Here is a 25,547-nt window from a genome sequence, read left to right as displayed (position 1 = left end):
CACCTGCAAGGAAGCCCATGAAATCCCTGATAGCCCTGAGTGTGGCGCTGGCCTGTGCGGCGCCTATGGCGCAAGCGCAGAACGCAGATGCTGATCCGGTCAGCACACTGGTCGGCCAGCTGAATCTGGAACAGTACAAAGCTACCATCAAGAGCCTGACCCGCTTCGGCGACCGCCGTCAGGGCACCCAGCGCAACCGCGATGCACTGGACTGGATAGAAGCCCAGCTTAAATCCTACGGCTGCAGCAACACCGAGCGCCTGCAGTATATGTACACCCAGCCAGCGCCCGATGCCCCACCGGCCAAGCGTGCAGCAGGCCTGCCCAGCGGCGGCGCAGGCGGCCCGCCCGGTCAGGGCGGCAGCACGCTGTTCGGCAACCGTGCCCCGATAGGCGTGAATACCGATCCTATGCGCCAGCCCGACGAAAAGCTGCGCGCCCTGAATGCGGAAGCTACGCCGGTGGGCGCCTCGCAGCGCGAGAACGTGTATTGCACCAAGGTGGGCACCACCCACCCAGAAGAAATGTACATCGTCAGCGCCCACATGGATGGCATCGGCTTTGGCGAGGCCGCCAATGACGATGGTTCCGGCACGGCGCTGGTGATGGAACTGGCGCGCATCTTCAGCGCGCCGGGCGTACAGACCGAACGCTCGATCCGCTTCGCCCTGTGGAATAACGAAGAGACAGGACTGAATGGCGCCACCGCCTACGCCATGCAGCGCAAGGATATGCAGGGCATAGAATCACCGGCCGGTTCGGGGCGCTATCCGGAGCCGCGCTGGCTGGGTGTGATCCAGCACGACATGATGCTGTGGGATCACGGCATGCCAATTCCGCTGCGCGACGCGCAAGGCAAGCTGGTGCTCGATGCCAAAGGCCAGACCCAGTATGTTTCACCGCCCGAACAGCGGGCGGAAGCGGACGTGAATATCGAATACCAGAGCGTGTCGAAATTCGCCGAGGCCTCGGCCAGGCTGGCATGGGCGCTGCGCGCTGCCAACGACAGATACGCCACCAACTATCCGGCCACCGTGGGCTTCCATATGACCAATACGGATTCAACGCCGTTCATGGATCTGGTGCCTGCTGTGTCGCTGCGCGAAAACGAACGTGGACAGCAGATCGGCGCGGGTTGGGATCCTAACTGGCACCAGCCTTCCGACGTCTATGCCACCTATTCGGACAAGGATTTTCTGCTCGGCCTGAACGCTGCGCAGACCACGCTGGCTGGTGTGGCCCGGCTGGTAGGCGCGACGGTCAAGGCGCAGCCTGAACCGGCAAAAAAATAGGGGCAATCAGACAGTGGCCGCAAAGCGGCCACTAGCGCAGCAGCTGCAGGGCGCGGCGCGGCTGGGTGTTGGCCTGCGCCAGCATGGAGGTGCTCGCCGCACGCAGTATGCGCGAGCGGGTCAGCTGCGCCGTCTCGCTGGCGTAATCCGTATCGACGATACGCGAACGCGCCGCCGCCAGATTGGTGGCACCATTGTCGGCATTGGCCGCCGCTTCACTCAGCCGGTTGCTCAGCGCACCGAGCTGGGAACGGATGGTGCTGATTTCGTCGATCTTGCCGTCAAAGTAGTCCATCGCATCACTGGCGCCACTAAAGGTCAGCATATCCTGCAGCGGCTCGCCGCCGATGTAGCTATCCTTGGGCTGCAGATCGACGGGACCAACCCGTACCGAAGCCTGCACACCGGCACTCAGCCCGGTCACGGAAGGATTGGTACCGCCTATGCGCATCGAATGCAGGCCGGCGCGCGGCGCTTCCGTTACCGTCACGCTGCCGCGCTGCTTGCCCAAAGTCAGGCCCAGCGACGCGGCCGCACCGGCATTGGCTTCGCTAATGATGATGTTGCGCCCATCGGCAGCGGTCAGCGTTAGCGTGCCGCCATCGGAGCTGGCGCTTACGCCGCTGCTACCCGCCGCAGCGCTGATCGCACCGGCAGCACTGGCAGCGCGGGCAGCGGCCGTATTGCCGCTGATAGCGCCGATGTTGACGCCATTGATAATCAGATCGCCATCCGCCAGGCCGCCGCTATTGCCTACCGCCCCAGCGAGCGTGGTGCTGGCAGTAGCCGTGACGTTGGCCACGTTAGAGGTGTTGATGGCAGCAGCGATGGCATAGGCGCTATCGGCCGTCTGCCCGACTTTCACGTCGTCGACGGAAGCCTGCACGACCGAGTTGTTGATCACCAGATCGCCAAAGCGCATGGCGCCCACCACGGTGGTGCCGGTAGACGTTGCCTGCTGCTGCGCCATATCCACCAGACCGCGGTTATAGCCGTCCTTGACCAGCGCAGCGCTGATCGCTACCAGCATGGTCTGATCCGCTTCCGAGCCTATCTGCAGCTGGGTGGAGAAAGTCCCGTCCAGCAGGGCTGCATTGTTATAGCGGGCGCCGGCCACGATGTCGCGGTTGGACACGGCCAGCGCATTCACCTCGGTCTGTATGGCCTGACGATCCACTGTCGAATTGATGTCATTGGCGGCCTGCACGGCCAGCTCGCGCATGCGCTGGAAGTTGTTGAGCAGCTGTCCCGCCGCACCATCAGCCACCTGCAGCAGCGAGATACCGTCATTGATATTCTGCCGCGCGCGGCGCAGACCGTTGACGCTGGCGGTCATGCGTTCGCCGATGGCCTGCCCGGCCGCGTCATCGCGTGCCGAATTGATACGCTGCCCGCTGGCCAGCTTCTGGTAACGCACGAGCATATCCTCCCCCGCAGCATTCAGGCTGCGTTGCGCATTCAGTGCGGAGAGGTTGGTGTTGAGCTGCATGCCGTTTCGAAGTCACGCTGCCACGGATTCATGGCAGTCGCTATGGATAACGGCACAAACCGGCGCGACTTGAGCGCGCCGGCATCAGCAGCACAGAACTAATGGAACAGGGGGGAACTTAGTTGGTAGCGGTGCTGCTACGGCGGGTAGGCAGACGGCTGCCGGTGGTAGGTTCGTCGTATTGCGGTTTTTCGCGCGCGGCCACGGTGGTATCGGAACCTTCCATGGAGGCGCAGCCGCTCAGAGACAGAACGGCCAGTGCCAGTGCGGTACCCAGTAACGATTTCATAGCAACTCCTTGAGATATTAAGCTTTGAATAATATCAAGAAGTAAATGTTAACTTCTATGAATGTTACAAATTAATTGGGCAGCAGTTCCAGCCGCTCGCGCGCTTGCGCCAGCTGGCTGCTATCGAGCGTCGCCGCCACATTTTTCAGATAGCGGCTAGCGGAATTAAAGCCGTTGCGTTCGGCCAGCGCCAGCCACAGCCAGGCTTGTGCGCTATCGGCTGGCACACCCTGCCCGCACATGAACATCAGGCCCAGATTGAACTGCGCACGCGCATGGCCCTGCGCTGCCGCTTTCAGATACCAGTGATAGGCCAGCGCGTAATCCTGCGCCGCCCCCAGCCCGTTATCGAAGCGCAGCCCCAGCGTGAACTGGGCCTGCACGTGGCCCTGCTCGGCGGCCTTGGCATACCAGCCATTGGCCTGCACGCAGTCCGGCAGCGGGCCGTCATCCTTATCGTGCAGCAGCGCCAGCGCATACTGGGCCGCCACGTAATCCTGTTCGGCGGCGCGGCGGTACCAGTGCAGCGCCTTCTTCTCGTCGCGCGGCACGCCGCCACCCGTCTCGTAGCGCAGGCCCAGATCGAACTGGGCGCGCAGATGGCCCTGATCGGCCGCCTTGCGATACCAGAATACGGCTTCCTGCTGGTCCTGCGGCACACCGTGGCCGGCGTCGTACAGATTACCGAGCTGGTACTGGGCACCGGGGAAGCCCTGCTCGGCGGCCTTCAGATACCACTGCTGCGCCTGCGCATAATCCTGCGCCACACCCTGGCCGTGCTCGTAGCGCAGACCCAGATTGTTCTGCGCTCCCGCATGGCCCAGAGCGGCGGCCTTGCGGTACCAGTCCAGCGCCTTCTGCTCGTCACGCGGCACGCCCTGACCGTTATCGTAGATCAGACCCAGATTGAACTGCGAGCTGGCGTGATCCTGCTCGGCGGCGCGGCGATACCACAGGATGGCTTTCTGGCTATCCTGCGCCACGCCGTCGCCCTTATCGAAGCGCAGCGCCAGATTGAACTGGGCCGGTGCATAGCCCTGATCGGCCGCCTTGCGGTACCATGACATGGCCTGCCCCACATCCTGCGGCACGCCCTGTCCGTGGTCGTAGCGCAGGCCCAGATTGAACTGGGCGCGCGCATAACCCTGCTCGGCGGCCTTGCGGTACCATGCAATCGCCTGACGGAAGTCCTGCGGCACGCCTTTGCCGGTGTCGTACATCATGCCCAGGTTGTTCTGCGCCCCGGCGTCGCCCTGTTCGGCAGCCTTGCTGAACCAGTACATGGCTTGCTGGGTATCGGCTGCTACGCCCTGTCCCTTGGCGTACAGCCAGCCAAGGTTGTACTGGGCGGCGGCATAACCCTGCTCGGCCGCCTTGCGGTACCACGCTGCGGCTTCCTCGAAGCTCTGCTGCACACCCTGCCCCTTCTGGTACATCACGCCGAGGTTGTATTGTGCGTGTTCCAGCCCGGCCTGCGCGGCCTGCCGGTACCACACCACGGCCAGCTCGTAGCTCTGTACGACACCCTGCCCGTTAAAATACATAAAGCCCAGACTATGCTGGGCATTGGCGACACCGCGTTCGGCCAGACCTTTCACGCGCAGGAATTCGGCGGTGTAAGTACTGCCGTTTTTCGCGTCGGCTTCGTTGGGACTATATTTGGTCATTTGATCATACTGCTCAGGCCTGGATCGCAATCATGGTCTGCGCAGTCGTAGCAGCGGGCACTGCATGCAGGATGCGCGCGCCGGCCGGTGCGTTGGCACGGTTCTGCTCATTGAGCACATCGATAAAGCTGGCCAGCGCCAGCGGACGGTGATACAGATAGCCCTGCATGGTGCTGCAGCCGTTGGCCTGCAGGTAGCGCGCCTGCACTTCCGTTTCCACCCCTTCTGCCACCAGATGCAGGCCCAGTCCGCGCGCGATCGAGATTATCGCCAGAATCACCGGATAGTGGCCGTTCTCGTCGTGGATCTCCTTGACGAAGGACTGGTCGATCTTGATGGTGTGGATAGGGAAGCGGTGCAGATACGACAGCGAGGAATAGCCGGTGCCGAAATCGTCGATGGCTACCGATACGCCCAGCTGGCACAGCTTGTTCAGCTGCTCGATGGCGTACTGCGGATTGCGGATGCAGATGTTCTCGGTGATCTCGACTTCGATCTGGGCCGGCGAAATGCCGTAGCGGGTCAGCGCGCCGCGCATTTTCTCGAAGAAGTCGCCGCGATCCAGATATTGCGGCGACAGGTTGAGCGAGAGACGGATGTTGTCGCCACCGGCGGCATTCCACAGCAGCATATCGCGGCACAGGGCGCCCAGCATCCAGTCCGAAATCGGCAGCATCAGGCCATTCTCTTCGGCGAACGGCAGGAATTCGCCGGCCGACAGCAGGCCGCGCTGCGGATGGTTCCAGCGCATCAGCCCTTCCGCGCCGATGATGCGGCCGGTGGCCATATCGATCTGCGGCTGGTAGTACATTTCCAGTTCGTTCAGCTCCAGCGCCTTGCGCAGGCTCTGCTCCAGCACAATCTTCTGGTGCGATACATCGAGCATGGAGTTGTGATAGAAGCTGTGGCCGTTCTTGCCCAGCGCCTTGACCTGATACATGGCGATGTCGGCATGGCGCAGCAGTTCGTCGATAGTCTCGCCATCGCCCGGATAGATGGCGATGCCGATCGAGGCCGAGATATGCACTTCGTGGCCATCGAGGTCGAACGGGCGATGCAGGCTTTCGAGAAATTTATCGGCAATCGCCTTGGCATCCTGCCGGTCGCGCAGCTCCGGCAGCACGATGGTGAACTCGTCGCCGCCCTGACGCGCCAGCGTATCGCCGCGGCGCAGACAATCCTTCAGGCGCTGCGCTACCTGCTGCAGCAGCTCGTCGCCCTTGACGTGGCCCAGCGTGTCGTTGACCAGCTTGAAGCGGTCCAGATCGACGAACATCACGGCCAGTTCGGTCAGCTTGCGCTTGGCCTGTATCACGGCCAGCCCCAGCCTGTCCTTGAACAGCATGCGGTTAGGCAGATCGGTCAGGATGTCGTGATAGGCCTGATACGAAATCACTTCCTCGGCACGTTTGCGGTCGGTGATGTCGCGCGCCACGCCGTAGGTGCCGAACACTTCCTGCTTTACTTCCTGCTCCGGCACATGCATGCCGATGGCATTGAGCGAAATCGTCATCAGCGTATTACTGAAGGTACGTTCGATACCGCTACCAAGATTCGACTTCAGGCGCAGCTCGACGTTGCGCGACGCGCGCTCTTCGCCACGACGGTCATTGAAAGCGTAGCGGGCGCGCTCCAGATCTTCTTCATGCACCAGCACCGAGTAGTGCTTGCCGATCAGCTCTTCGCGGCTGAAGCCCAGCAGCTGCTGCACGCGGTCGTTGACGAAAGTGATCTTGCCTTCGTGGTTGAGGGTGTAGATGATATCGGGCGAGCTATCCACCAGCGAACGGTACATGCGCTCCGAATTTTCCAGCTGCGAGGCGATGCGCGAGTTGTCATTGGCCAGCCGGCGCTTCTGCAGCGCATTCTCCACCGTTTTCAGCAGCTCTTCGCGGCTATACGGCTTGCGCAGGTAATCGTAGGCGCCGCGCTTGAGCGCGCCGATCGCCGCTTCGATACCCACATCGCCGCTCATCACAATGATGTCGCCCTCGATGCCGCGCGAATTGATGAAGTCCATGATCTCGTGGCCGCTCATATCGGGCAGACGCAGATCGAGCAGAATCAGATCGAATTTCACCCGGGTCAGCTGGGCCAGCGCTTCCGCACCGTTGGTGGCGGTAATCAGTTCGTAGTCGCGGTCGCGCAGCAACTCGTACAGGGAGGACAGCAGACGCGGCTCGTCATCGACCAGCAACAGACGCGGACAATAATCTTTAGCGACGGTGACATTGGCCGGGGTCACCGCATTCAGACTGGCAGGGCTGAGGTTCATCATGACCTTACACGGAATCCATCGCCCGCGCATTCACGCCGGCGATTTGGCTGGTGCTGCCACGGGCAGGCAGCAGAATTTCGAAAGTAGTACCGGCTTTGCCGGAGCGGCAGGTAATCATGCCCTGCATCTTCTTCACCAGACTATGCACGATCGACAGTCCCAGACCATGGTGGGCACCGTCTTTGCCGCTACGGACCGGCGAGAACAGATTGGCCAGCACTTCGGTCGACAGACCGGGGCCAGTGTCGCTCACCACCAGTTCCAGATACAGCTTGCGCTCGCGGTTCACATGGCCGCGGTTGGATATCTCGATCTTGCCGCCCCCTGCCAGCGCCTCGATGGCGTTCTTGATCAGGTTGACGAGTATCTGTTTCAGCATGTCGGCATCGCCGTCGATCTCGGCCGGCTCTTCCTGCATGCGCACCACGATCTGCACCGAGGCCGGCACAAAATCGGTGGCGCGGAACAGGCGCAGCACATCCTCCACCACGCGGCCCACATCGGTCACGCGGGCGGCCTCGGTAGGCTGCAGGTCGGCCAGACCGTTGATCAATTGGCCAACACGGTCGATCTCTTCGTTCAGGATGGACATCTCGCCCACCACCGGCTCGCGTTTGGCCAGCTTGCCGTCCAGTACCGACAGATAGTTCTTGATGATGGACAGCGGGTTATTCACTTCATGCACCACGCGGCGCGACGCTTCGCGGTATTCCTCGGCCACGTGGGCAATCTGGCGCCTGGCGTAGCCACGCTCGCTGATGGCCGTTTCCAGCGCCACCGCCGCCTGCGTGCCGAACGACTGCAGGAAGCGCTCGCGCTTGCCGTAACTGGCCATCTGCCAGTTGGGCGCACCGCCGATCAGCAGGGCCAGACAATTATGGTTGGTGACCAGCGGCAGGCATACCATGCCCTCGCTACCCAGCATGCGGAACAGCTGTTCTTCCGCCACGTTCAGTTCGGGCGACTGCCGGCTCACATAAGTCAGCTTGGCATTTAATGCCGCTTGCGCCACGACGCCGCCCTTGTTGAGCGGGATGCTGAACTCGGCCAGACGCTGCTGCTGCTCGCCGGTCGCCACGCCATGCAACGCATGGCCGGTAGGATCGGCCAGCAGCACTACGGCATTTTCGAAATCGAACAGGATGCGGGCCGAACGGGCAATCGATTCCAGCAGCCCCGCTTCGCCCTGCTGGCGTGCAAAGGTCTGGCCCATTTCCGACACCAGCACCATATTGCGCACTTCTTCGGACAGGCGCTGCTGCACCGGATCGACCACCGGCGGCGCATACGCAGCCGGCGTGGGAATCTCGTCGGCACCGGCCAGATCGATGCCCAGATAGGCCGCCGCTTTCTCCACCTGACGCGCGGCGCTCAGGCTGATCTGTTCCAGTACCTCGCCTTCCAGACCGCACAGCTGGGCGGCGTCTTCGATGGCCGGATCTTCCTCGCGATGGAAGCACAGCAGATGCGCCAGCCGCACGGCACGGATCAGCGGATGGGCCGCTTCGAGGCGCGCCAGCGGCTCGTGGTGATACAGCACGCTATCGGCCAGGAAGGAATCCAGATGCCAGCGTTCGATCAGCCATGCACCCGCTTCCGAGTGGGTAATCTGCAGCGTGCGCTGCTCGACAGCGCACAGCGCTTCATCGTCGCGCGCCATGAAATTGAAGGCGTATTCTTTCGGCGCCGTGGCCAGCAGCGCAAGGCGGCCGACGTTATGCAGCAGCCCGGCCAGATAGGCTTCCTCCACATGGGGGTATTCCATCTGCTTGGCGATTTCGCGCGCGATCACGGCGGTGGTAAGGGAACCTTTCCAGAAGCCGCGCAGATCGGTGCTGCCCGAGTGGGGGAAACTGCTAAAGGTCTGGAATACCGATTCGCTGATCACCAGCGTCTTGATCATGTCCGTGCCCAGCGCCACCAGCGACTGCTCCAGCCCCACGGCACGGTTGCCGCGGTGGTAGGCCGAGCTATTGGCCACCGTCAGTATCTTGCTGGTCATGGCCGCATCTTTGGCGATCAGGGCCGCCAGCTCCGGCATCCCTGCATCATCCGCCTGCAAGTGCTCGATCAGCTTGATCAGTATCTGCGGCATCGCCGGCAGACGCGCGATCAGCAGTCGATTGCGTATATCTTGGTCAGGTTGATGCATCGTATCGGGCGGTTGTTTGGGCCGAAGAAATATTGTCTTAAAAAATTATACTAACATAAACCTATGGTAAAAATTTACCATAGGTAAGATTTCTGGTTCAACTAATTGAATTTCCTGCCGATAATCATTAATGCTCCGGATGGCGTAGTAGCATGCTCCGGTAATTGCGTGCAGTCAACCACAAAACGAGAGCACATATACTAAATGCCGTCTGTCCTGCGGCTAGCCAGAATACCGACTGTGATAGGGCTGGCGCCACTACGCCGGCGACGACGGCGCACAGCAAAGTCGTGGCAAAAGATTGGCAGGATGCCACCGTTCCCCGCAAATGCGGGAACAGATCCAGCGCCAGCAAGGTGGCGGCAGGAGACACCATAGACATGCCGAAGGCATAGCTAAACAGCGGCAGCACCGTCCACGGCAGCGCCGGCGCACACCCGTAGTGATAAACCAGATTGATTAGTGTGGACGAAATGATCACACCAAAGCCCAGTGCAATCTGTCGCGAAAAAGCCATACGTCCGGCCATGCGGTTCGCCGCCAGCGCACCGCAGAATATCCCACTCACGGCGGGGATGAACAGCCAGGCGAATTGATGCGGCCCCAGCCCCAGATGGCGGGGCAGGAACAGCGGCGCCGCCGAGATATAGATAAACAGGCCGGCAAAGTTCAGCGCCACGATGCCCGACTTCAGATGGAACAGGGGCGAACGCAGGATTTCCCCATAATTGCGCAGCAGCTGGCGCGGATGGAAAGGCTGACGCTGGGCCGGTGCCAGCGTTTCGGGCAGGCGCAGATAACAGTAGGCCCACAAACCCAGACTGTATAGCAGCTGGCCGATGAAAATGGCGCGCCAGCCGAACTGCGTCACCACCAGCCCGCCCAGCACGGGCGCGATGGCCGGCGCAATGGAAAAGATCATGGTGACCATGGACAGCAGACGCGCTGCGGCGGCGTCGCTGTGCAGATCACGGATGATGGCACGCCCCACCACCACTCCGGCACCGGACGACACGCCCTGCACAATGCGCCAGAACCACAGCACATGCACGCTGTGCGCCATCGCGCAGCCGGCCGTGCCCACGGCGAACGCCAGCAGCGAAATCAGGATGACCCGGCGCCGGCCAAAGGCGTCGGACAGGGCGCCATGCCACAGCACCATGCAGGCAAACGAGAACAGATACAGCGCCAGACTTTGCTGCACTTCGATCTCGCTGGCATGCAGGCTGGCCTGAATAGCGGGGAAGGCTGGCAGATAGGCGTCGATGGAGAATGGCCCCAGCATCGACAGGGCGGCCAGCAGAGCCGCCAGCGCCGTAGCGCCGGGGATGGCGCGCTCGGGCGCGGGCAACTTGAACGGCATAGTGCGGGCTTACTCCGTTTTCGGCTTGGCGGCCTCGCGGCGGTTGAAACCGGCCACCATATCGAAGCGGAACAGACGGCATTCCAGCGCGCCGTTGAAGAATGGCGTCTTGCGCGATTCTTTCAGGCGCAGCAGCTTGGGCAGGCCCAGATCGGCCGTGAACAGGAACACCGTCCAGCCGGCAAAGCGCTGCTTCAGGGTGGAGCTGAAGGCCGCGTAGAAGCTGGTGGCCAGTTCGTCTTCCGCCAGGGTGCTGTCGCCGCGCACGCCGATACGCTCGCCATACGGCGGGTTGGTCAGCAAAATGCCCGGCTGTTCGGTGGGCGCTTTGACTTCCTGCGCCTCGATCTGCTTGAGCGGCACTTCGAACAGGATGCCGGCGCTGCGCAGATTGTGGCGCGTCATAGCCACCATGTCGCCCGAAATATCGGAGCCGAATATCGTCGGCTCGGCCGGCAGCGGATTAGGCTTGATGGCGGCCTTCATGGCCTGCCATGGCGCCGGATCGAAATCGTTGAACGCTTCGAAAGCGAAACGGCGGCGCGCACCGGGCGGCACGCCCTGCACCATCTGCGCCGCTTCGCACAGGATGGTGCCGGAACCGCACATGGGATCGAACAGCGGCATGCCCGGCTTCCAGCCCGACACGCGCAGCAGACCGGCAGCGAGATTTTCGCGCAGCGGCGCATCGCCCGTTTCGGTACGCCAGCCGCGCTTGAACAGCGCTTCGCCCGAGGTATCGAGATAGATGATGAACTGGCTCTTGTCGAGGAAGCCGACGATGCGCATGTCCGGCTCGCGGGTGTCCACCGACGGGCGCTTGTTGAACTGGTCGCGGAAGCGGTCGCAGATGGCATCCTTGATCTTCAGCGTGGTGAATTCCAGACTCTTGAGCGGCGACTTCACCGCCGTTACATCAACCCGGATGGTGTGGTCGTAGGTGAACCAGTCTTCCCACGGCTGGGCCAGCACCAGATCATAGATATCGTTTTCGTTCTGGTAGCCGCTCACGCCCATGCGCATCAGGACGCGCGAAGCAATGCGCGAATGCAGGTTGATGCGGTAGGAGTCCAGCAGATCGCCCGAGCAGTGCACGCCGCCCGGAACCTGGTTGTGCACTTTCATGGTGCGGCTTTGCTGGGCGATTTCGCCCAGTTCTTCGGCTAGTGCCGCTTCCATGCCGCGCGGGCATGGGCAAAAATAGGATGCCATAGGTGTACCTTTTGTCCGTTGAAAAAAACTGCGCCGTCCCAGCCGGCGCTATGCTGTCCTACCTTGCCGTTCTCACTCAGAACGGCTTGAGCACCACCAGCAGCACGATGGCCAGCATCATGAATACGGGCAGCTCGTTATATACGCGGAACCACTTGTGGCTGCGCTGGTTGCGGCCTTCCTCGAACTTGCGCAGCAGCGGGCCGCAGGAATGGTGATAGCCGATCAGCAGCGCCGCCACGAACAGCTTGGCGTGCAGCCAGTGCGGCATCTGCCAGCCGTACTGCATATAGATCAGGATCGCGCCCGCCGTTACGGCAAACACGGAGATCCACATCGAGAAGCGGTACAGCTTGCGCGCCATGGTCAGCAGGCGCTGGGTGGCCACATCATTGGTTTCCATCGCCAGATTGACGAAGATGCGGGGCAGGTAGAACACCCCTGCCATCCACGAAATCACAAGCATTATGTGCAGCGCCTTAAACCAGAGCATATGCGTTTCCTAGTTACGTACTTCCCCGTGGCCAAATACCACGTATTTCAGCGAAGTCAGTCCTTCCAGTCCGACCGGGCCGCGCGCATGCAGCTTGTCGTTGGAAATCCCGATCTCCGCCCCCAGACCATACTCGAAACCATCGGCAAAGCGGGTCGAAGCGTTCACCATCACGGACGAGGAATCGACTTCGCGCAGGAAGCGCATGGCGTCGCTATAGTTCTCCGTGACGATGGCTTCGGTGTGCTTGGACGAATAATGGTTGATGTGTTCCATCGCCGCGTCGATGCCATCGACTATCTTCACCGACAGGATGGCGGCCAGATATTCGGTCGCCCAGTCCTCTTCCGTCGCCGCCACCAGATGCGGGTAGTTCGCTGCCTGCAGTATCGCCAGCGCTTCGGCATCGGCACGCAGTTCCACCTGTTTGGTGGCATACAGCTGCGCCAGTTGCGGCAGCACGGTGGGCGCTATGGCACGGTGCACCAGCAGCGTTTCCATAGTGTTGCAGGTGCCGTAGCGGTGGCACTTGGCGTTGAAGGCGATCTTCAGCGCTTTCTCGACATCGGCCTGCGCATCGATGTAGACGTGGCAGATGCCGTCCAGATGCTTAATCATCGGCACCGTCGCTTCCGCCATCAGGCGCGCGATCAGGCTCTTGCCGCCACGCGGCACAATCACGTCCACATACTGCGGCATGGTGATCAGCGCGCCCACGGCAACGCGGTCGGTGGTATCGACCACCTGCACGCCATCAGCGGGCAGGCCGGCGCCCTGCAAACCTTCCTTGACCAGCCTGGCCAGCGCGCGGTTGCAATGGATGGCTTCCGAACCGCCGCGCAGGATGGTGGCGTTGCCACTCTTGATGCACAGACCGGCAGCATCCACCGTTACGTTCGGGCGCGATTCGTAGATGATGCCGATCACGCCCAGCGGCACACGCATCTGCCCTACCTGTATGCCGCTAGGGCGGAATTTCATGCCCGAGATTTCACCGATAGGGTCGGGCAGCGCCACGATCTGGCGCAGGCCTTCGACCATGGTGGCAATCGCCTTGTCCGACAGAGCCAGCCGGTCCAGCATGGCCGGTGCCAGCCCGTTGGCGGCGGCGGCGTCCATATCCATCTGGTTGGCAGCGCGTAGTTGCGCTGCATCGCGCTCGATGGCGTCGGCAATCAGCGTCAGGGCGCGATTGCGGGTGGCGCTGTCGGCGCGGGCCATGGCGCGCGATGCTGCGCGTGCCTGCTGGCCCAGTTGTTCCATGTAGTGCTTGATATCCATCGTGATTGCTTTCGCTGTGCTAACCGCGCGCGACGTTCAATGCCAGCTGCAGCATCGCGTCCCACGCGTCGCCGGCATGCGCTTTGGCGCGCAAGCCCTTGATCATCTTGTCCACCTGCGCTGCGTCCTGCATTGCCGCTTCCAGCGTAGCGAGCGAAATGCGGCGCAATGCCGGCTCCATCATGCGTTCCTTCGGTCCCCAGATGCGGTACTCCTTGAGCAGCGCGCCCAGAGGCCGCCCCTGCGCCATGCCCGCCTTGAGCTTGAGCAGCGTGCGGATTTCTTCCGTCACGGCCCACAGCACCAGCGGCAAAGCCTCGCCCTCCCCCTGCAAGCCTTGCAGCATGCGCACCAGCCGCGCCGGATCACCGGCCAGCATGGCTTCGCTGAGCTTGAACACGTCGTAACGCGCCACGTTCAGCACCGCATCGTGCACCTGTTCGTAGGTCAGCTTGCCCGGCTCGTGCAGCAGGGCCAGTTTCTGTATTTCCTGATGGGCCGCCAACAGATTGCCTTCCACGCGATCGGCGATGAAATCGATGCTCTGCCGGTCAGCGCTCTGCCCTTGTGCGGCAAGGCGCTGGCCTATCCAATTGGGTAACTGGGTCCGTTCCACCTGCGGAATATCGATATACACGGCGGCCTGCTGCAGGCTGGCCACCCACGCCGCCTTCTGCGTCTGCCAGTCCAGCTTGGGCAGGGTAATCAGGGTCAGGTTATCGGGACTCAGGTCTTGCACATAACTTTGTAAAGCCGCGCCGCCATCCTTGCCCGGCTTGCCGGTGGGGATGCGCAGCTCGATCAGCTTCTTGTCGCCGAACAGCGACAGGGCCTGATTGGCCGCCAGCAGTTCGCCCCATTTGAAGCTGCGTTCTACCGTCAGCACGTCGCGCTCGGAATAGCCTTGCGCACGCGCCGTGCGGCGGATCTTGTCCGCCGCTTCCAGCGCCAGCAGATGCTCGTCGCTGGTGATCACATACAGTGGCGCCAGCGCCTTGCTCAGGTGGCCGTCCAGTGCCTCTAGCCGCAATTGCATGGCTTACCCTAGCGGCTGGCCGGCACGGAAACCTGTGGCGGCTTGATGGCAGCGATACGGCGCATCATCTGCTGCACCAGATCGGTCTGCATGTCCTTGTACAGCAGGGCTTCTTCCTGCTCCTTGGCCAGCAGCTGGGTTTCGTTGAAGTCGATCGGGCGGGTCAGCAAAATCTGCGTCGGCGCCAGCAACTCCTTACCCTGCCGGTCCAGTACCCGGAACACGATGTTGTACGACAGCAGATACTGTCGCACGCGGCCATTGCTGTTCAGGGACAGAATGGTTTTGGTACGGGTCTTTTCCGGATTGGTCAGCACCTCGATCACGCCATCCGCATCCTTGGCAGCGGCCACCACGGTGGTGCCGCCATTGGCGCGGATATTCCGTTTCAGGTCGATCGCCAGTGGCGATGCATCCGGCAGGCCCACATACATCGTCGGGAACGGCAGGGTGTAATGCCCGCCTTCGCCACGCAGGTGGAAGCCGCAGGCCGACAGCGTCAGCAGCAGCGACAGGCCGATCAGACTCGCCATGCGGCGCCATGCCAGATTCATCGTCATAGTTATCCTAGCTTAGACCACGATGTTGACCAGTTTGCCCGGTACCACGATGACCTTCTTCGGCGTACCTTCGATGAACTTCTGCACCGCTTCGCTGGCCAGTGCAGCTGCTTCGATAGCAGCCTTGTCGGCGCCTTTCGGCACCACCACGCTGCCGCGCAGCTTGCCGTTCACCTGTATCATCATCTCGATTTCGGACTGCTCCAGCGCAGCCGGATCCACTTGCGGCCAAGGCGCGTTAAGCAGATCGCCGAACTTGCCGGCGTAGCCCAGTTCCTGCCACAGCACGTGGGTGATGTGCGGCGCGACGGGGTTGAGCAGGCGGATAAAGATCGAGAAGCCTTCCGCGATCAGCGCATCCGATGCTGCGCTGTCATCGAGCTTGGCCGATTCCAGCGTATTGAGCATCTTCATGCAGGCCGATACCACGGTGTTGTACTGGATGCGTTTCAGGTCGTAGTCGGCCTGTTGCAGCAGCTTGTGCAGTTCGCGGCGCAGGGTTTTCTGCGCGTCGGTCGCCACTGGTGCATCAGCCCCCTGCAGGGCTTTGCCGATACGGCCGGACTGCGCGTAGCCATAGGCCCACACCCGTTTCAGGAAGCGGTTGGCGCCTTCCACGCCGCTGCCCGACCATTCCAGCGTCTGCTCCGGCGGCGAAGCGAACATGGTGAACAGACGGGCCGTGTCGGCGCCGTACTGCTCGATCTGGGCGGCAGGGTCGATACCATTATTCTTCGACTTCGACATCTTCTCGGTGCCGCCGATCTGCACGGGCTGGCCGTCGGCCTTCGCCACGGCGCCTTGCGGACGGCCTTTGTCGTCCAGCGTCAGATCCACGTCGGCCGGATTGAACCAGACCTTCTTGCCGGCAGCGTCTTCACGGTAGTAGGTTTCGTTCAGCACCATACCCTGCGTCAGCAGATTGACGAACGGTTCGTCGAACTTGACCAGACCCAGATCGCGCATGATCTTGGTCCAGAAGCGGGCGTACAGCAGGTGCATCACGGCGTGTTCGATACCGCCAATGTACTGGTCCATCGGCATCCAGTAGTCGTTGCGGGCATCGACCATGGCGTCGTTAGCACCCGGCGAGGTATAGCGCATGTAGTACCACGACGAATCGACGAAGGTATCCATGGTGTCGGTTTCGCGACGCGCCGGCTTGCCGCATTGCGGGCAGTCGCACTTGAGGAAGGCTTCGTGCTTGTTCAGCGGGTTGCCCGTGCCATCCGGCACGCAGTCTTCCGGCAGCACCACTGGCAGATCTTTTTCCGGTACCGGCACGGTGCCGCAATCGGCGCAGTGGATCATCGGGATAGGCGTGCCCCAGTAGCGCTGGCGCGAAACGCCCCAGTCGCGCAGACGGAAGGTGATTTTCTTCTCGCCCAGACCTTTAGCCGCCATATCGGCTGCCACGGCATCGACTGCAGCAGCGTAGTTCAGGCCATCGTATTTGCCCGAGTTGGTGACGATGGAGACTTCCTTGTCGCCATACCATTCCTGCCAGGCTTCGGTGGAGAATTCTTTGCCTTCGGCCTTGATCACCTGCTTGATCGGCAGATGGTATTTTTTGGCGAAGGCGAAATCGCGCTCGTCGTGCGCCGGCACGCCCATGACGGCGCCGTCGCCGTAGGTAATCAGGACGTAGTTACCTACCCAGACTTCGACCTGCTCGCCCGTCAGAGGATGGGTGACGAACAGGCCGGTCGGCATGCCTTTCTTTTCCATGGTGGCCATGTCGGCCTCGATCACGGAACCCAGTTTGCACTCGGCGTTGAAGGCAGCCAGCGCCGGATTGGTCTTGGCCGCGTGGATCGCCAGCGGGTGCTCGGCCGCCACGGCGCAGAAGGTCACGCCCATGACCGTGTCGGGACGGGTGGTGAACACATACATCTTGCCGTCGCCGATCAGCGCGCCCGTTTCATCCTTGATCTCGTGCGGGAAAGCGAAACGCACACCGGTCGATTTGCCGATCCAGTTGGTCTGCATGGTGCGCACGCGCTCCGGCCAGCCCGGCAGCTTGTCGTCCACGTAGGACAGCAGCTCGTCGGCATAGTCGGTGATGCGGGCGTAGTACATGGGGATTTCGCGCTTTTCGATCAGCGCGCCGGAACGCCAGCCGCGGCCATCGACCACCTGCTCGTTAGCCAGCACGGTCTGGTCGATAGGGTCCCAGTTCACGGTACCGGTTTTTTTGTAGATGATGCCTTTTTCCAGCATCTTCAGGAACATCCACTGGTTCCATTTGTAGTATTCGGGTTTGCAGGCCGTCATTTCGCGCGACCAGTCGATCGCCAGACCCATGGACTCCATCTGCTCGCGCATGTGGGCGATGTTGGAGTAGGTCCACTGCGCCGGTGGCACGTTGTTGGCCATGGCGGCATTCTCGGCAGGCATACCGAAAGCATCCCAGCCCATAGGCATCAGCACGTTGTAGCCGTTCATGCGCAGATAGCGGTACATCACATCGTTGATGGTGTAGTTACGCACGTGGCCCATGTGCAGCTTGCCCGATGGGTAAGGCAGCATCGAGCAGGCATAGTATTTACCCTTGGGGAAGCGCGGGTCATTTTCGACGGCTTTGTAGGCGTCGATGGCTTTCCAGTGCGATTGTGCGGCTTTTTCTACGTCAGCGGGACTGTATTTATCTTGCATGATGGTCAACGGCCAGAATTGTCTAAGAACCGAACATTATACCGTCCCCGGCCCCTCCTGCGCGGCTTAGGCACAGCTGAAAGCAGTATCGGGCCAGCTGGCGCGCCCTTGCCGCCCCTAGTCCGTGGCATACTGGGGCCATGTTCTACCGTGAATATCCTCCCCAGCCGGCGCTGGCCGCCTATGTCGACTGCCTGTGGGCGGCGCAGGCGCCTGTCCACGCCAGCCAGCACAGGGTGCTGCCCGATAACTGCGTGGACATCCTGTGGCAGGATGGCGGCCAGTCCGGCCGCACGCCCAGCAGCGCCTTTGTGGTCGGCATGATGAGCAGCCCGATACTGGCGCCCGGCAGCGATGCACGGCATACACTGGCCGTGCGCTTCAAGGCCGGGGCGGCCGGCCTGTTCCTGCGCACGCCCCTGCAGGAGCTGAACGACCAGCGCGCCGAGATTGATCTGCTGTGGGGCGACGGCGACGCAGCCCGGCTGGCCGACGCCCTGTGGGAACGCGAACGGCCGGAGCGCCAGCGGCTGGCCCTGATCGAAGCCTATCTGCTGCAGCGCCTGCGTGCAGCACAGGCCGCCCCTGCTGCAACCGTGCAGGCCGAGCAGCATGCCGCAGGCCTGATCCGCTACGCATTGGCAGCACTGGAAAACAGCGACGGCAGCCTGCGTATCGATGATCTGGCGGCCCGGCTGGGCGTCTCGCGCCAGCATCTGGCTGCCCTGTTCCGCCAGCGCGTGGGGCTCACGCCCAAAATGTATGCACGCATCTGCCGCTTCCGCCGCGCCACTGCCGCCCTGCGCCACACGGCCACGCCCGACTGGAGCGAACTGGCGCTGGCCTGCGGCTATTTCGACCAGTCCCACCTGATCCACGACTTCCAGCAGTTCGCCGGTGCTGCCCCGCAGCGCTTCCTGCTCAGCGCCTAGGCTGGCGCTTTCCATTTTTCCAATCGCGCGCACAGCAAATGTGCCAAGATGGTGTTTTCTACAACAGCTAGCAGCACCGACAGGAGAACAGCATGATCAAAGGATTGCGCACGGCAATTTATCCGGTGGCCGATCTGGCCGCCGCCAAAGCATGGTACGAGAGCGTATTCGGCGTGGCGCCGTATTTCGACCAGCCGTTTTATGTGGGCTTTTCCGTCGGCGGCTTCGAACTGGGCCTGCTGCCCGACGGCACGCCCGGCACCAGCGGCAGTCTGGTCTACTGGGGCGTCGATGATATCGAAGGGGAAGTCGCCCGCATCGTGGCGCTGGGCGCCACCATCCACGGCGCCATACAGGACGTGGGCGGCGGCATCCGCACAGTGGAACTGGCCGACCCGTACGGCAATCTGCTTTGCCTGATCGACAACCCGCATTTCGATCCGTCAGCGGTGCGCTAAGGCTTGTGGCAGAATATCGGGCTTATTTGAACAAGAAGGCCCACCATGTCCCGCCGTAGCCCCAGCAACCAGAACAAGACGCCAGAACAGATCGCCCAGGCCCGCGTGGCCGCCCAGCTGGCGGCCGATGTGCTGACCATGATAGGCCCGCACATCCGCGCTGGTGTCAGCACGGCCTATCTGGATCGCCTGTGCAACGAGTACATCGTCAATGTACAGCAAGCGATTCCGGCCAACGTGGGCTATGGCGGCTTCCCTGCCACCGTGTGCAGCTCGGTCAACCATGTGGTGTGCCACGGCATACCGTCGGAAAGCCAGATACTGAAAGAGGGCGACATCATCAACATCGACGTGGCCGTCATCAAGGATGGCTGGTTCGGTGACACCAGCCGCATGTACTACGTGGGCGAGCCGTCCAAGGCAGCCCGCAAACTGGTGGAAACCACCTATGCCGCCATGTGGGCCGGCATCCGTGCCGTCAAGCCGCGCGCCACGCTGGGCGATGTAGGCTTCGCCATCCAGACCATCGCCGAGAAAGCTGGTTACAGCGTGGTGCTCGACTACTGCGGCCACGGTATCGGCACCATCTATCACGACGATCCGCAGGTGGCCCACTATGGCCGCCCCGGTCAGGGCGTAGTACTCAAGCCTGGCATGCTGTTTACTATCGAGCCGATGATCAACGCCGGCAAGGCGCCGACGCGCGAACTGGCCGATGGCTGGACGGTGGAGACGCGCGACAAATCGCTGTCGGCGCAGTGGGAGCACATGGTGCTGGTGACGGAAACGGGCTACGAGGTGCTGACGCTGGCACCGGGCGAGACGGGCGCCAAGGCGCAGATTCCGAACGTCGTACCGGCTGGCGCAGAGCCAGCACCGGCAGCCGCCAGCACTGCAGCTTAGCGCAGGATCAGCGCAGGGTCAGTTTCAGGGCCGGCTTCTCGCCATAGTCTTCGTAGCGCTCATTGAGGCCGGCCACGCAGTAAGTCACTTCTTCCAGAATATCGGGCACGGCGGCCTGCATGGCAGCGCCGTCCTTGATGACGATTTCCAGCACTTCATTAGGCTTCAGACGGAACTTGCTCATGCTGTCGTCGTCGCGCAGATAGCTCAGGCAGTCCACCCACGCATCCATGGTGTTGCTATAGGTATCGGGGAAGCCCAGCGCAGCCTTGCAGGCAGCGTGGAAGCTGGCGAAGTCGGTGATCGCGCCACCATTGAGTTCGGCGGTAGCCATATTATTTCTCTTTCTTGGGGGCGGTAACAAACCCCAGTTTGGTTAAGCCCTGCTGCTGCGCGGCGGCCATCACCTGCGCCACCACTTCATAGCGCGTGTTCTTATCGGCCCGCAGTTGCAGTTCCGGTTGCGGCGACAGCGCCGCGGCCTGTTCCAGCCGCGTTTCCAGTGCTGCACTATCGACCGGATCATTGTTCCAGTAAATCCGTCCTGCGCCATCGATGGCCAGCAGCACGGTGGCTGCCGGCTGGCTGCCGGCTGGCGCGGCGTCGGCGCTGGGCAGCTCCAGCTTGACGGCATTGCTCAGCATGGGCGCGCTCAGGATGAAGATCACCAGCAGCACCAGCATCACATCCACCATAGGCGTAACGTTGATGTCGGCCATGGGGCCGGGATTGCGGTGGTGATTGAATGCGCCGAAGCTCATGCTCTGCTCCTACTGGTGGCTATTGATGGCTGCTGGTGCCTGCCTTATTCCGGACTGCGCGTCAGATAGGCTTGCAGATCGTAGGCAAAGGCATCGAGTTCGGCCAGCGTCAGGCGGTTGACGCGGTTAAAACCGTTATACGCCAGCACGGCAGGAATCGCCACCGTCAGGCCGATGGCCGTCATGATCAGCGCTTCGCCCACGGGGCCTGCCACTTTATCGATCTGCACCGTGCCGTGCGCCGATACATTGGCCAGCGCATGGTAGATGCCCCACACGGTGCCGAGCAGGCCGACGAAGGGTGCGGTAGCGCCGATCGAAGCGAGCACCGTCAGCCCGCTTTCCAGCTGGGTGGTGGCGCGCTGGATGGCATCGCGCAGCACGCGGGTGATCTGCGCGGCCGGTGCCAGCTCGGCGCTGAGCGCACGGCTGCCGGACCTGGCGGCCTGCTGCAAGGCCGCGCCCTGCTGCGCCAGCGGCGCGTAGATCTGTTCGGGATCGGCAGCGTTCAGGGCGGCCACGCCGTCGGCCAGCGTGGGAGCCTGCCAGAACTGCTGCACGGCTGGCGCGCTGCGGCGGATACGCCACGCGGCCAGGCTTTTGGACAGGATGAAAAACCAACTCACCAGCGACATCGCCAGCAACACCAGCGCCACACAGTGGCTGATGGCGTCGCCCTGTTCCCAGTAACTGGTCAGGGTGAATTGATTGGGCATCATCCGTTCAGCGCCAGCACGTCGTACATGTCATACAGGCCGGTGCTCTTGTCGGCCAGGAAGCGGCAGGCGCGCAGCGAACCGTGGGCGTAAGTCACGCGGCTGCTGGATTTGTGGCTGATTTCGATACGCTCGCCGGTACCGGCAAACAGCACGGTGTGGTCGCCCACGATGTCGCCGCCGCGGATGGTGGCAAAGCCGATCGAGGATGGATCACGCTCGCCCGTCACGCCTTCGCGCGCATACACGGCGCAATCTTTCAGATCGCGGCCCAGTGCGCCGGCCAGCACTTCACCCATTTTCAGCGCCGTGCCCGAAGGGGCATCGACCTTGTGGCGGTGGTGCGCTTCGATCACTTCGATGTCGTAGCCCACGGCCAGTGCCTTGGCGGCCTGCTCCAGCAGCTTGAGGGTCACGTTGACGCCCACGCTGAAGTTAGGCGAGAACACGATGGCGGTTTTCTTGGCCGCTTCGGCTATCGCGGCCTTGCCGGCTTCGTCGAAGCCGGTGGTGCCGATTACCATCTTGATGCCATGCTCGGCGCAGTAGGCCAGATGTTCGAGCGTGCCTTCCGGACGGGTAAAGTCGATCAGGTACTGCGCACCGGCCAGGCCTTGCGCCAGATCGGCTGCCACGGCCACGCCGGCCGGCTGGCCCAGAAACGCAGCAGCGTCGCTGCCGATATTGCTGCCGCCGGCGCGATCGAGCGCACCGGACAGGCGCGCGTCGGGCGCCGCCAGCACGGCTTCGATCAGCATACGGCCCATGCGGCCGCCAGCGCCAGCAATGGCGATATTCATCTCACTCATGGTTTCCTCAGTTATTTGTCGCTAGCCTTGACTTGCGGCGCCGGGCCGGCAATCCGGGCAATGTATTCTTTTTCGGTCGGCAGATTGCCGCCTTCCCAGCGCTCGACGCGGCCTTCCTTGTCGAAGAACACGATCACGCGGCTGGTGGTCAGCTCGCCATTACCCTTGGCCATGCGGAACGGGTAGTCCCAGCGATTGCCATGGAAAGGATCTTCCAGCAGCGAGCTGCCGAAGATGAAACGCACCTGATCGCGCGTCATGCCCGTCTTGAGCTGGGCCAGCATTTCTTCCGATACGAAGTTACCTTGCTGGATGTCGGGACGATACGGCGAGAAGAACCACATGAACTTCTGCAGCTGGGTAATCGTCGTAGTTTGCGCACCTTTGCTGGCGTCCAGCGTTACGCCGGTCTCTTTCACTTCAGTCGATTTCTCGCCCAGCGTGGTCTTGGTGGCGCAGCCGGACAGGGCCAGCGCGAAGCAGACCGCGCCTGCCAGCAGGGGCAGACGGCCAGTGGAACGATGCGGGGTGGAATGCAACTTAGACTGCAACTTGGTCGGCATTTGTGCCTGGGTGACGCGCATGGTTGTCCTCAATCGGTTCGAGCGGAAGTGCCGAAAAACGCTATATCATAATGCACATGATGCAAGATGGGGCTAGCCGGGCACGCTTTGCGCAGGCATTATCCACCAATTCCGCCAGTATGTCCTTGTTTTATATAACTAAAATGTAAAACATTGCAAATTGCTGCACGGCGCAGCGCACACGCCGCGTCAACCTTGCTGCGGCTAGCGCCGGAGTACGTTAAACTGTCGCCTCACCAGCACTAAATCACACCACTGTAAGAGTCGCCACCATGGGTAACAATCCTAACGATCTGAAGGCCAGCGGCCTGAAAGCCACGCTGCCACGTCTGAAAATTCTGGACATCTTCCAGAACAGCGACGTGCGCCACCTGACCGCCGAGGATGTCTATAAGATCTTGCTGGCGGACAATATGGATGTGGGCCTGGCCACCGTCTACCGCGTGCTGACCCAGTTCGAACAGGCTGGCTTGCTCAACCGCAATCATTTCGAGACGGGTAAAGCGATTTTCGAACTCAACGAAGGCTCGCACCACGACCATCTGGTCTGCCTCGATTGCGGCCGCGTGGAAGAATTCTTTGATGAAGAAATCGAAGTGCGCCAGCAGGTCATCGCCCAGGAGCGCGGCTTCAAGATAGCCGAACACGCACTGGCGATCTACGGCAACTGCACCAAGACGGCCTGCCCGCACCGCCAGTAAACCAGCCCGGCTGCCCCGCAGCATGGCCCTGCCGCAGCGGCCAGCTTACTGCTGGCTCAGCGCATTCGACAGCAGCTTGGCCGTAATATCCACGATAGGAATCACCCGCTCGTAAGCCATACGGGTGGGGCCGATCACGCCCAGCGTGCCGACGATCTTGCCGTGCGCCGTGTAGGGCGCCGTCACCACGCTCATTTCGTCCATAGGCACCAGACTCGATTCGCCGCCGATATAGATCTGCACGCCGTTGGCCTTGCTCGACACGTCGAGCAGCTGCATCAGCCCCGTCTTCTGCTCGAACATATCGAACATCTGGCGCAGCGAACTCATATTCGAGGACAGATCGCTGACCGACAGCAGATTGCGTTCGCCGGCGATCACCATGTCTTCCGAATCGTCGGCCATGGCCTCGCTGCCCGCTTCCACCGCAGCCTGCATCAGCCGGCCCATGTCGTCGCGCAGCTGTCTGACTTCGCTCTGCAGGCGGCGCTGCACTTCATCGAAGGCCAGCCCGCCGTAGTTCTGGTTGATGTAGTTGGCCGACTGCACCAGCTGGGCCGGGCTGTAATCGACATCGGTCAGCAGCAAGCGGTTCTGCACGTCGCCGCCGGGCGCCACGATCACCAGCAGTATGCGCTTCTCGCCCAGACGCAGGAATTCGATATGCTGGAACACCGATTCGCGCCGTGGTGCCAGCACCACACCGGCAAACTGCGACAGCGAGGACAGCATCTGCGCCGCATTATTGATCATCTTCTGCGGCTGCGGCGCCTGCAGGCGCAGGCGCCCTTCCACGGCCTGCTCGTCCAGATGCTGCACCGTCAGCAGGGTATCGACAAAGATGCGGTAGCCGCGCGGGGTCGGCACCCGGCCAGCCGAGGTGTGGGGACTGGCCACATAGCCCAGTTCCTCCAGATCGGCCATCACATTGCGGATGGTGGCGGGTGACAGGTCCAGTCCGGAAATCTTGGACAGAGCGCGCGAACCGACCGGCTGGCCGTCCGCAATATAGCGCTCCACCAGAGCTTTAAGCAAAGTTTGCGCGCGGGGTTCGAGTTGCATGATGAGTCGTTGATTTAAGGCTGCTTACTGGGCTACTAAGTTGGCTGCGGAGTTGACTGCTTAATTCCTATTATGCACCGATGACAGGCCACAGGGCTATGCCGCGTGGCATCAATGCTGCATCTGCCCTTCCAGCCAGTGACGCAAATCATGCAGATCGTGGCAGATTGCATCCGGTTCCACGCCGGCCAGCTCGGCATGCTTGACGTCGCTGCGGCGCATCCACACGGCGCGCATGCCGGCCTGCTGGGCGCCCTGCACGTCCAGCCGCAGGTCGTCGCCCACATACACGGCATGTTCGGGCGCCACCCCCATGGCCGCGCAGGCGGCATGGAAAATGGCCGGATCCGGCTTGGCCAGCCCGAAACGGCTGGCCGCCAGATTGACCTTGAAATGGTGCTGCAGGCCTATCACTGCAAGATCGGCATTGCCGTTGGTGACTACCCCCAGCGGCAGCAGGGTCTGCAATGCCAGCAAGCCCGGCGCCACGTCGGCATACGGCGTCACGGCATTGCGGCACTGGGCAAAATGCGCCATGGCGCCATCGAGATGACGGTGATCGGCGCCGATCTCGTGCAAGGCCTGCGCCAGCGCCACCCGACGCAGATTGTACAGATCGACAATCAGCTCCGGCTGCCGTTCCAGCAGGGCCATGCGCTGGCTGCGCAGTTCGGCGATGCCGTAGCGCTCGGTCAGGGCCGGCACCCGCTGGCTCAGCCAGTCATGCCAGCTCTGCTCGGCGCTAGCAATTACGGGCGCTATCGGCCAGAGCGTATCGTCAAGGTCAAACAGCAGGGCATGCGGGCGGCGCTTCATCGTCACAGTACAGGCGGCAAAAAGCCTATTGTCGCACA

General features: G+C 62.1%; 24 protein-coding genes. 5 read left to right on the top strand and 19 right to left on the bottom strand.

All coding sequences use genetic code 11. The features are described from left to right. Window positions 1–17 precede the first annotated feature (17 nt). Window positions 18–1,292: a M28 family metallopeptidase gene (locus GTP27_RS14390; protein ID WP_161039861.1), complete on the top strand. Its 1,275-nt coding sequence runs from the start codon at window positions 18–20 to the stop codon at window positions 1,290–1,292. A gap of 31 nt (window positions 1,293–1,323) precedes the next feature. On the opposite strand, the gene GTP27_RS14385 is transcribed toward GTP27_RS14390, so the two are convergent. The 12 genes from GTP27_RS14385 to leuS all read right to left on the bottom strand — a co-directional run bounded on the left by GTP27_RS14385 (window position 1,324) and on the right by leuS (window position 17,767). Continuing rightward, window positions 1,324–2,781, bottom strand: a complete 1,458-nt coding sequence (locus tag GTP27_RS14385; protein WP_161039860.1) for a flagellin N-terminal helical domain-containing protein — start codon at window positions 2,779–2,781, stop codon at window positions 1,324–1,326. A gap of 118 nt (window positions 2,782–2,899) precedes the next feature. Next, window positions 2,900–3,070 carry a YgdI/YgdR family lipoprotein gene (locus GTP27_RS14380; RefSeq protein WP_161039859.1) on the bottom strand — a complete coding sequence of 57 codons (171 nt, stop codon included), beginning with the start codon at window positions 3,068–3,070 and terminating at the stop codon, window positions 2,900–2,902. 71 nt (window positions 3,071–3,141) lie between these two features. Continuing rightward, window positions 3,142–4,737 carry an SEL1-like repeat protein gene (locus GTP27_RS14375; RefSeq protein WP_161039858.1) on the bottom strand — a complete coding sequence of 532 codons (1,596 nt, stop codon included), beginning with the start codon at window positions 4,735–4,737 and terminating at the stop codon, window positions 3,142–3,144. Window positions 4,738–4,750: 13 nt separating this feature from the next. Next, the gene (locus GTP27_RS14370) at window positions 4,751–7,012 is read right to left on the bottom strand and encodes a putative bifunctional diguanylate cyclase/phosphodiesterase (RefSeq protein ID WP_161039933.1); all 2,262 of its coding nucleotides are present in this window, start codon (window positions 7,010–7,012) and stop codon (window positions 4,751–4,753) included. Window positions 7,013–7,019: 7 nt separating this feature from the next. Then, window positions 7,020–9,167, bottom strand: coding sequence for an HDOD domain-containing protein (locus GTP27_RS14365; protein WP_229633898.1), 2,148 nt, complete (start codon window positions 9,165–9,167; stop codon window positions 7,020–7,022). A 127-nt stretch (window positions 9,168–9,294) separates the two neighbouring features. Next, window positions 9,295–10,530: a multidrug effflux MFS transporter gene (locus tag GTP27_RS14360; RefSeq protein WP_161039857.1), complete on the bottom strand. Its 1,236-nt coding sequence runs from the start codon at window positions 10,528–10,530 to the stop codon at window positions 9,295–9,297. Window positions 10,531–10,539: 9 nt separating this feature from the next. Next, window positions 10,540–11,742: a THUMP domain-containing class I SAM-dependent RNA methyltransferase gene (locus GTP27_RS14355; RefSeq protein ID WP_371865931.1), complete on the bottom strand. Its 1,203-nt coding sequence runs from the start codon at window positions 11,740–11,742 to the stop codon at window positions 10,540–10,542. A gap of 76 nt (window positions 11,743–11,818) precedes the next feature. After that, window positions 11,819–12,235: a CopD family protein gene (locus GTP27_RS14350; RefSeq protein WP_161039856.1), complete on the bottom strand. Its 417-nt coding sequence runs from the start codon at window positions 12,233–12,235 to the stop codon at window positions 11,819–11,821. 9 nt (window positions 12,236–12,244) lie between these two features. Continuing rightward, entirely contained in the window at window positions 12,245–13,516 is a 1,272-nt protein-coding gene (locus tag GTP27_RS14345; protein WP_161039855.1) for a glutamate-5-semialdehyde dehydrogenase, read from the bottom strand. 19 nt (window positions 13,517–13,535) lie between these two features. Beyond that, the gene (holA, locus tag GTP27_RS14340) at window positions 13,536–14,552 is read right to left on the bottom strand and encodes a DNA polymerase III subunit delta (protein ID WP_161039854.1); all 1,017 of its coding nucleotides are present in this window, start codon (window positions 14,550–14,552) and stop codon (window positions 13,536–13,538) included. A gap of 8 nt (window positions 14,553–14,560) precedes the next feature. After that, a complete protein-coding gene (locus GTP27_RS14335) occupies window positions 14,561–15,112 on the bottom strand; it encodes an LPS-assembly lipoprotein LptE (RefSeq protein WP_371865930.1) in 552 nt (183 codons plus the stop codon). A gap of 12 nt (window positions 15,113–15,124) precedes the next feature. After that, complete coding sequence (gene leuS, locus GTP27_RS14330; protein WP_161039853.1) at window positions 15,125–17,767, bottom strand: leucine--tRNA ligase; 2,643 nt, start codon at window positions 17,765–17,767, stop codon at window positions 15,125–15,127. Window positions 17,768–17,907: 140 nt separating this feature from the next. On the opposite strand from leuS, the gene GTP27_RS14325 reads away from it, so the two are divergent. The 3 genes from GTP27_RS14325 to map all read left to right on the top strand — a co-directional run bounded on the left by GTP27_RS14325 (window position 17,908) and on the right by map (window position 20,060). Beyond that, window positions 17,908–18,699, top strand: coding sequence for a helix-turn-helix transcriptional regulator (locus GTP27_RS14325; RefSeq protein WP_161039852.1), 792 nt, complete (start codon window positions 17,908–17,910; stop codon window positions 18,697–18,699). A 92-nt stretch (window positions 18,700–18,791) separates the two neighbouring features. After that, complete coding sequence (locus GTP27_RS14320) at window positions 18,792–19,157, top strand: VOC family protein (protein ID WP_161039851.1); 366 nt, start codon at window positions 18,792–18,794, stop codon at window positions 19,155–19,157. 45 nt (window positions 19,158–19,202) lie between these two features. Continuing rightward, the gene (gene map, locus GTP27_RS14315; protein ID WP_161039850.1) at window positions 19,203–20,060 is read left to right on the top strand and encodes a type I methionyl aminopeptidase; all 858 of its coding nucleotides are present in this window, start codon (window positions 19,203–19,205) and stop codon (window positions 20,058–20,060) included. A 7-nt stretch (window positions 20,061–20,067) separates the two neighbouring features. Here the strand turns inward: map and GTP27_RS14310 are convergent, their stop codons facing one another. From GTP27_RS14310 to GTP27_RS14290, 5 genes are read right to left on the bottom strand one after another with little or no spacing between them, the layout of a single operon-like run. After that, window positions 20,068–20,394, bottom strand: a complete 327-nt coding sequence (locus GTP27_RS14310; RefSeq protein ID WP_161039849.1) for a barstar family protein — start codon at window positions 20,392–20,394, stop codon at window positions 20,068–20,070. Between the two features lies 1 nt (window position 20,395). Beyond that, entirely contained in the window at window positions 20,396–20,821 is a 426-nt protein-coding gene (locus GTP27_RS14305; protein ID WP_161039848.1) for an ExbD/TolR family protein, read from the bottom strand. Window positions 20,822–20,865: 44 nt separating this feature from the next. Then, window positions 20,866–21,540, bottom strand: coding sequence for a MotA/TolQ/ExbB proton channel family protein (locus GTP27_RS14300; RefSeq protein ID WP_161039847.1), 675 nt, complete (start codon window positions 21,538–21,540; stop codon window positions 20,866–20,868). Then, window positions 21,537–22,346, bottom strand: coding sequence for a 4-hydroxy-tetrahydrodipicolinate reductase (dapB, locus tag GTP27_RS14295; protein ID WP_161039846.1), 810 nt, complete (start codon window positions 22,344–22,346; stop codon window positions 21,537–21,539). The genes GTP27_RS14300 and dapB overlap by 4 nt, the downstream gene beginning before the upstream one ends. 11 nt (window positions 22,347–22,357) lie before the next feature. After that, complete coding sequence (locus tag GTP27_RS14290; RefSeq protein WP_371865929.1) at window positions 22,358–22,930, bottom strand: outer membrane protein assembly factor BamE; 573 nt, start codon at window positions 22,928–22,930, stop codon at window positions 22,358–22,360. Between the two features lie 272 nt (window positions 22,931–23,202). Here GTP27_RS14290 and fur point away from each other — a divergent pair, with 272 nt between their 5' ends. Next, window positions 23,203–23,631: a ferric iron uptake transcriptional regulator gene (fur, locus tag GTP27_RS14285; protein ID WP_161039845.1), complete on the top strand. Its 429-nt coding sequence runs from the start codon at window positions 23,203–23,205 to the stop codon at window positions 23,629–23,631. A 45-nt stretch (window positions 23,632–23,676) separates the two neighbouring features. On the opposite strand, the gene hrcA is transcribed toward fur, so the two are convergent. Together hrcA and GTP27_RS14275 are read right to left on the bottom strand one after the other, a co-directional pair. Next, on the bottom strand, window positions 23,677–24,693 hold the full coding sequence (hrcA, locus tag GTP27_RS14280; RefSeq protein ID WP_161039844.1) for a heat-inducible transcriptional repressor HrcA: 1,017 nt from the start codon (window positions 24,691–24,693) through the stop codon (window positions 23,677–23,679). A gap of 111 nt (window positions 24,694–24,804) precedes the next feature. Beyond that, window positions 24,805–25,509: an HAD family hydrolase gene (locus tag GTP27_RS14275; protein WP_161039843.1), complete on the bottom strand. Its 705-nt coding sequence runs from the start codon at window positions 25,507–25,509 to the stop codon at window positions 24,805–24,807. Window positions 25,510–25,547: the final 38 nt, after the last annotated feature.

The sequence above is a fragment of the Duganella qianjiadongensis genome (assembly GCF_009857915.1).
In the GTDB taxonomy this organism is placed as follows: Bacteria; Pseudomonadota; Gammaproteobacteria; order Burkholderiales; family Burkholderiaceae_D; genus Rugamonas; species Rugamonas qianjiadongensis.
Note: the sequence above shows the minus strand (reverse complement) of the source record. Positions and strands in the feature narration are given on the sequence as shown.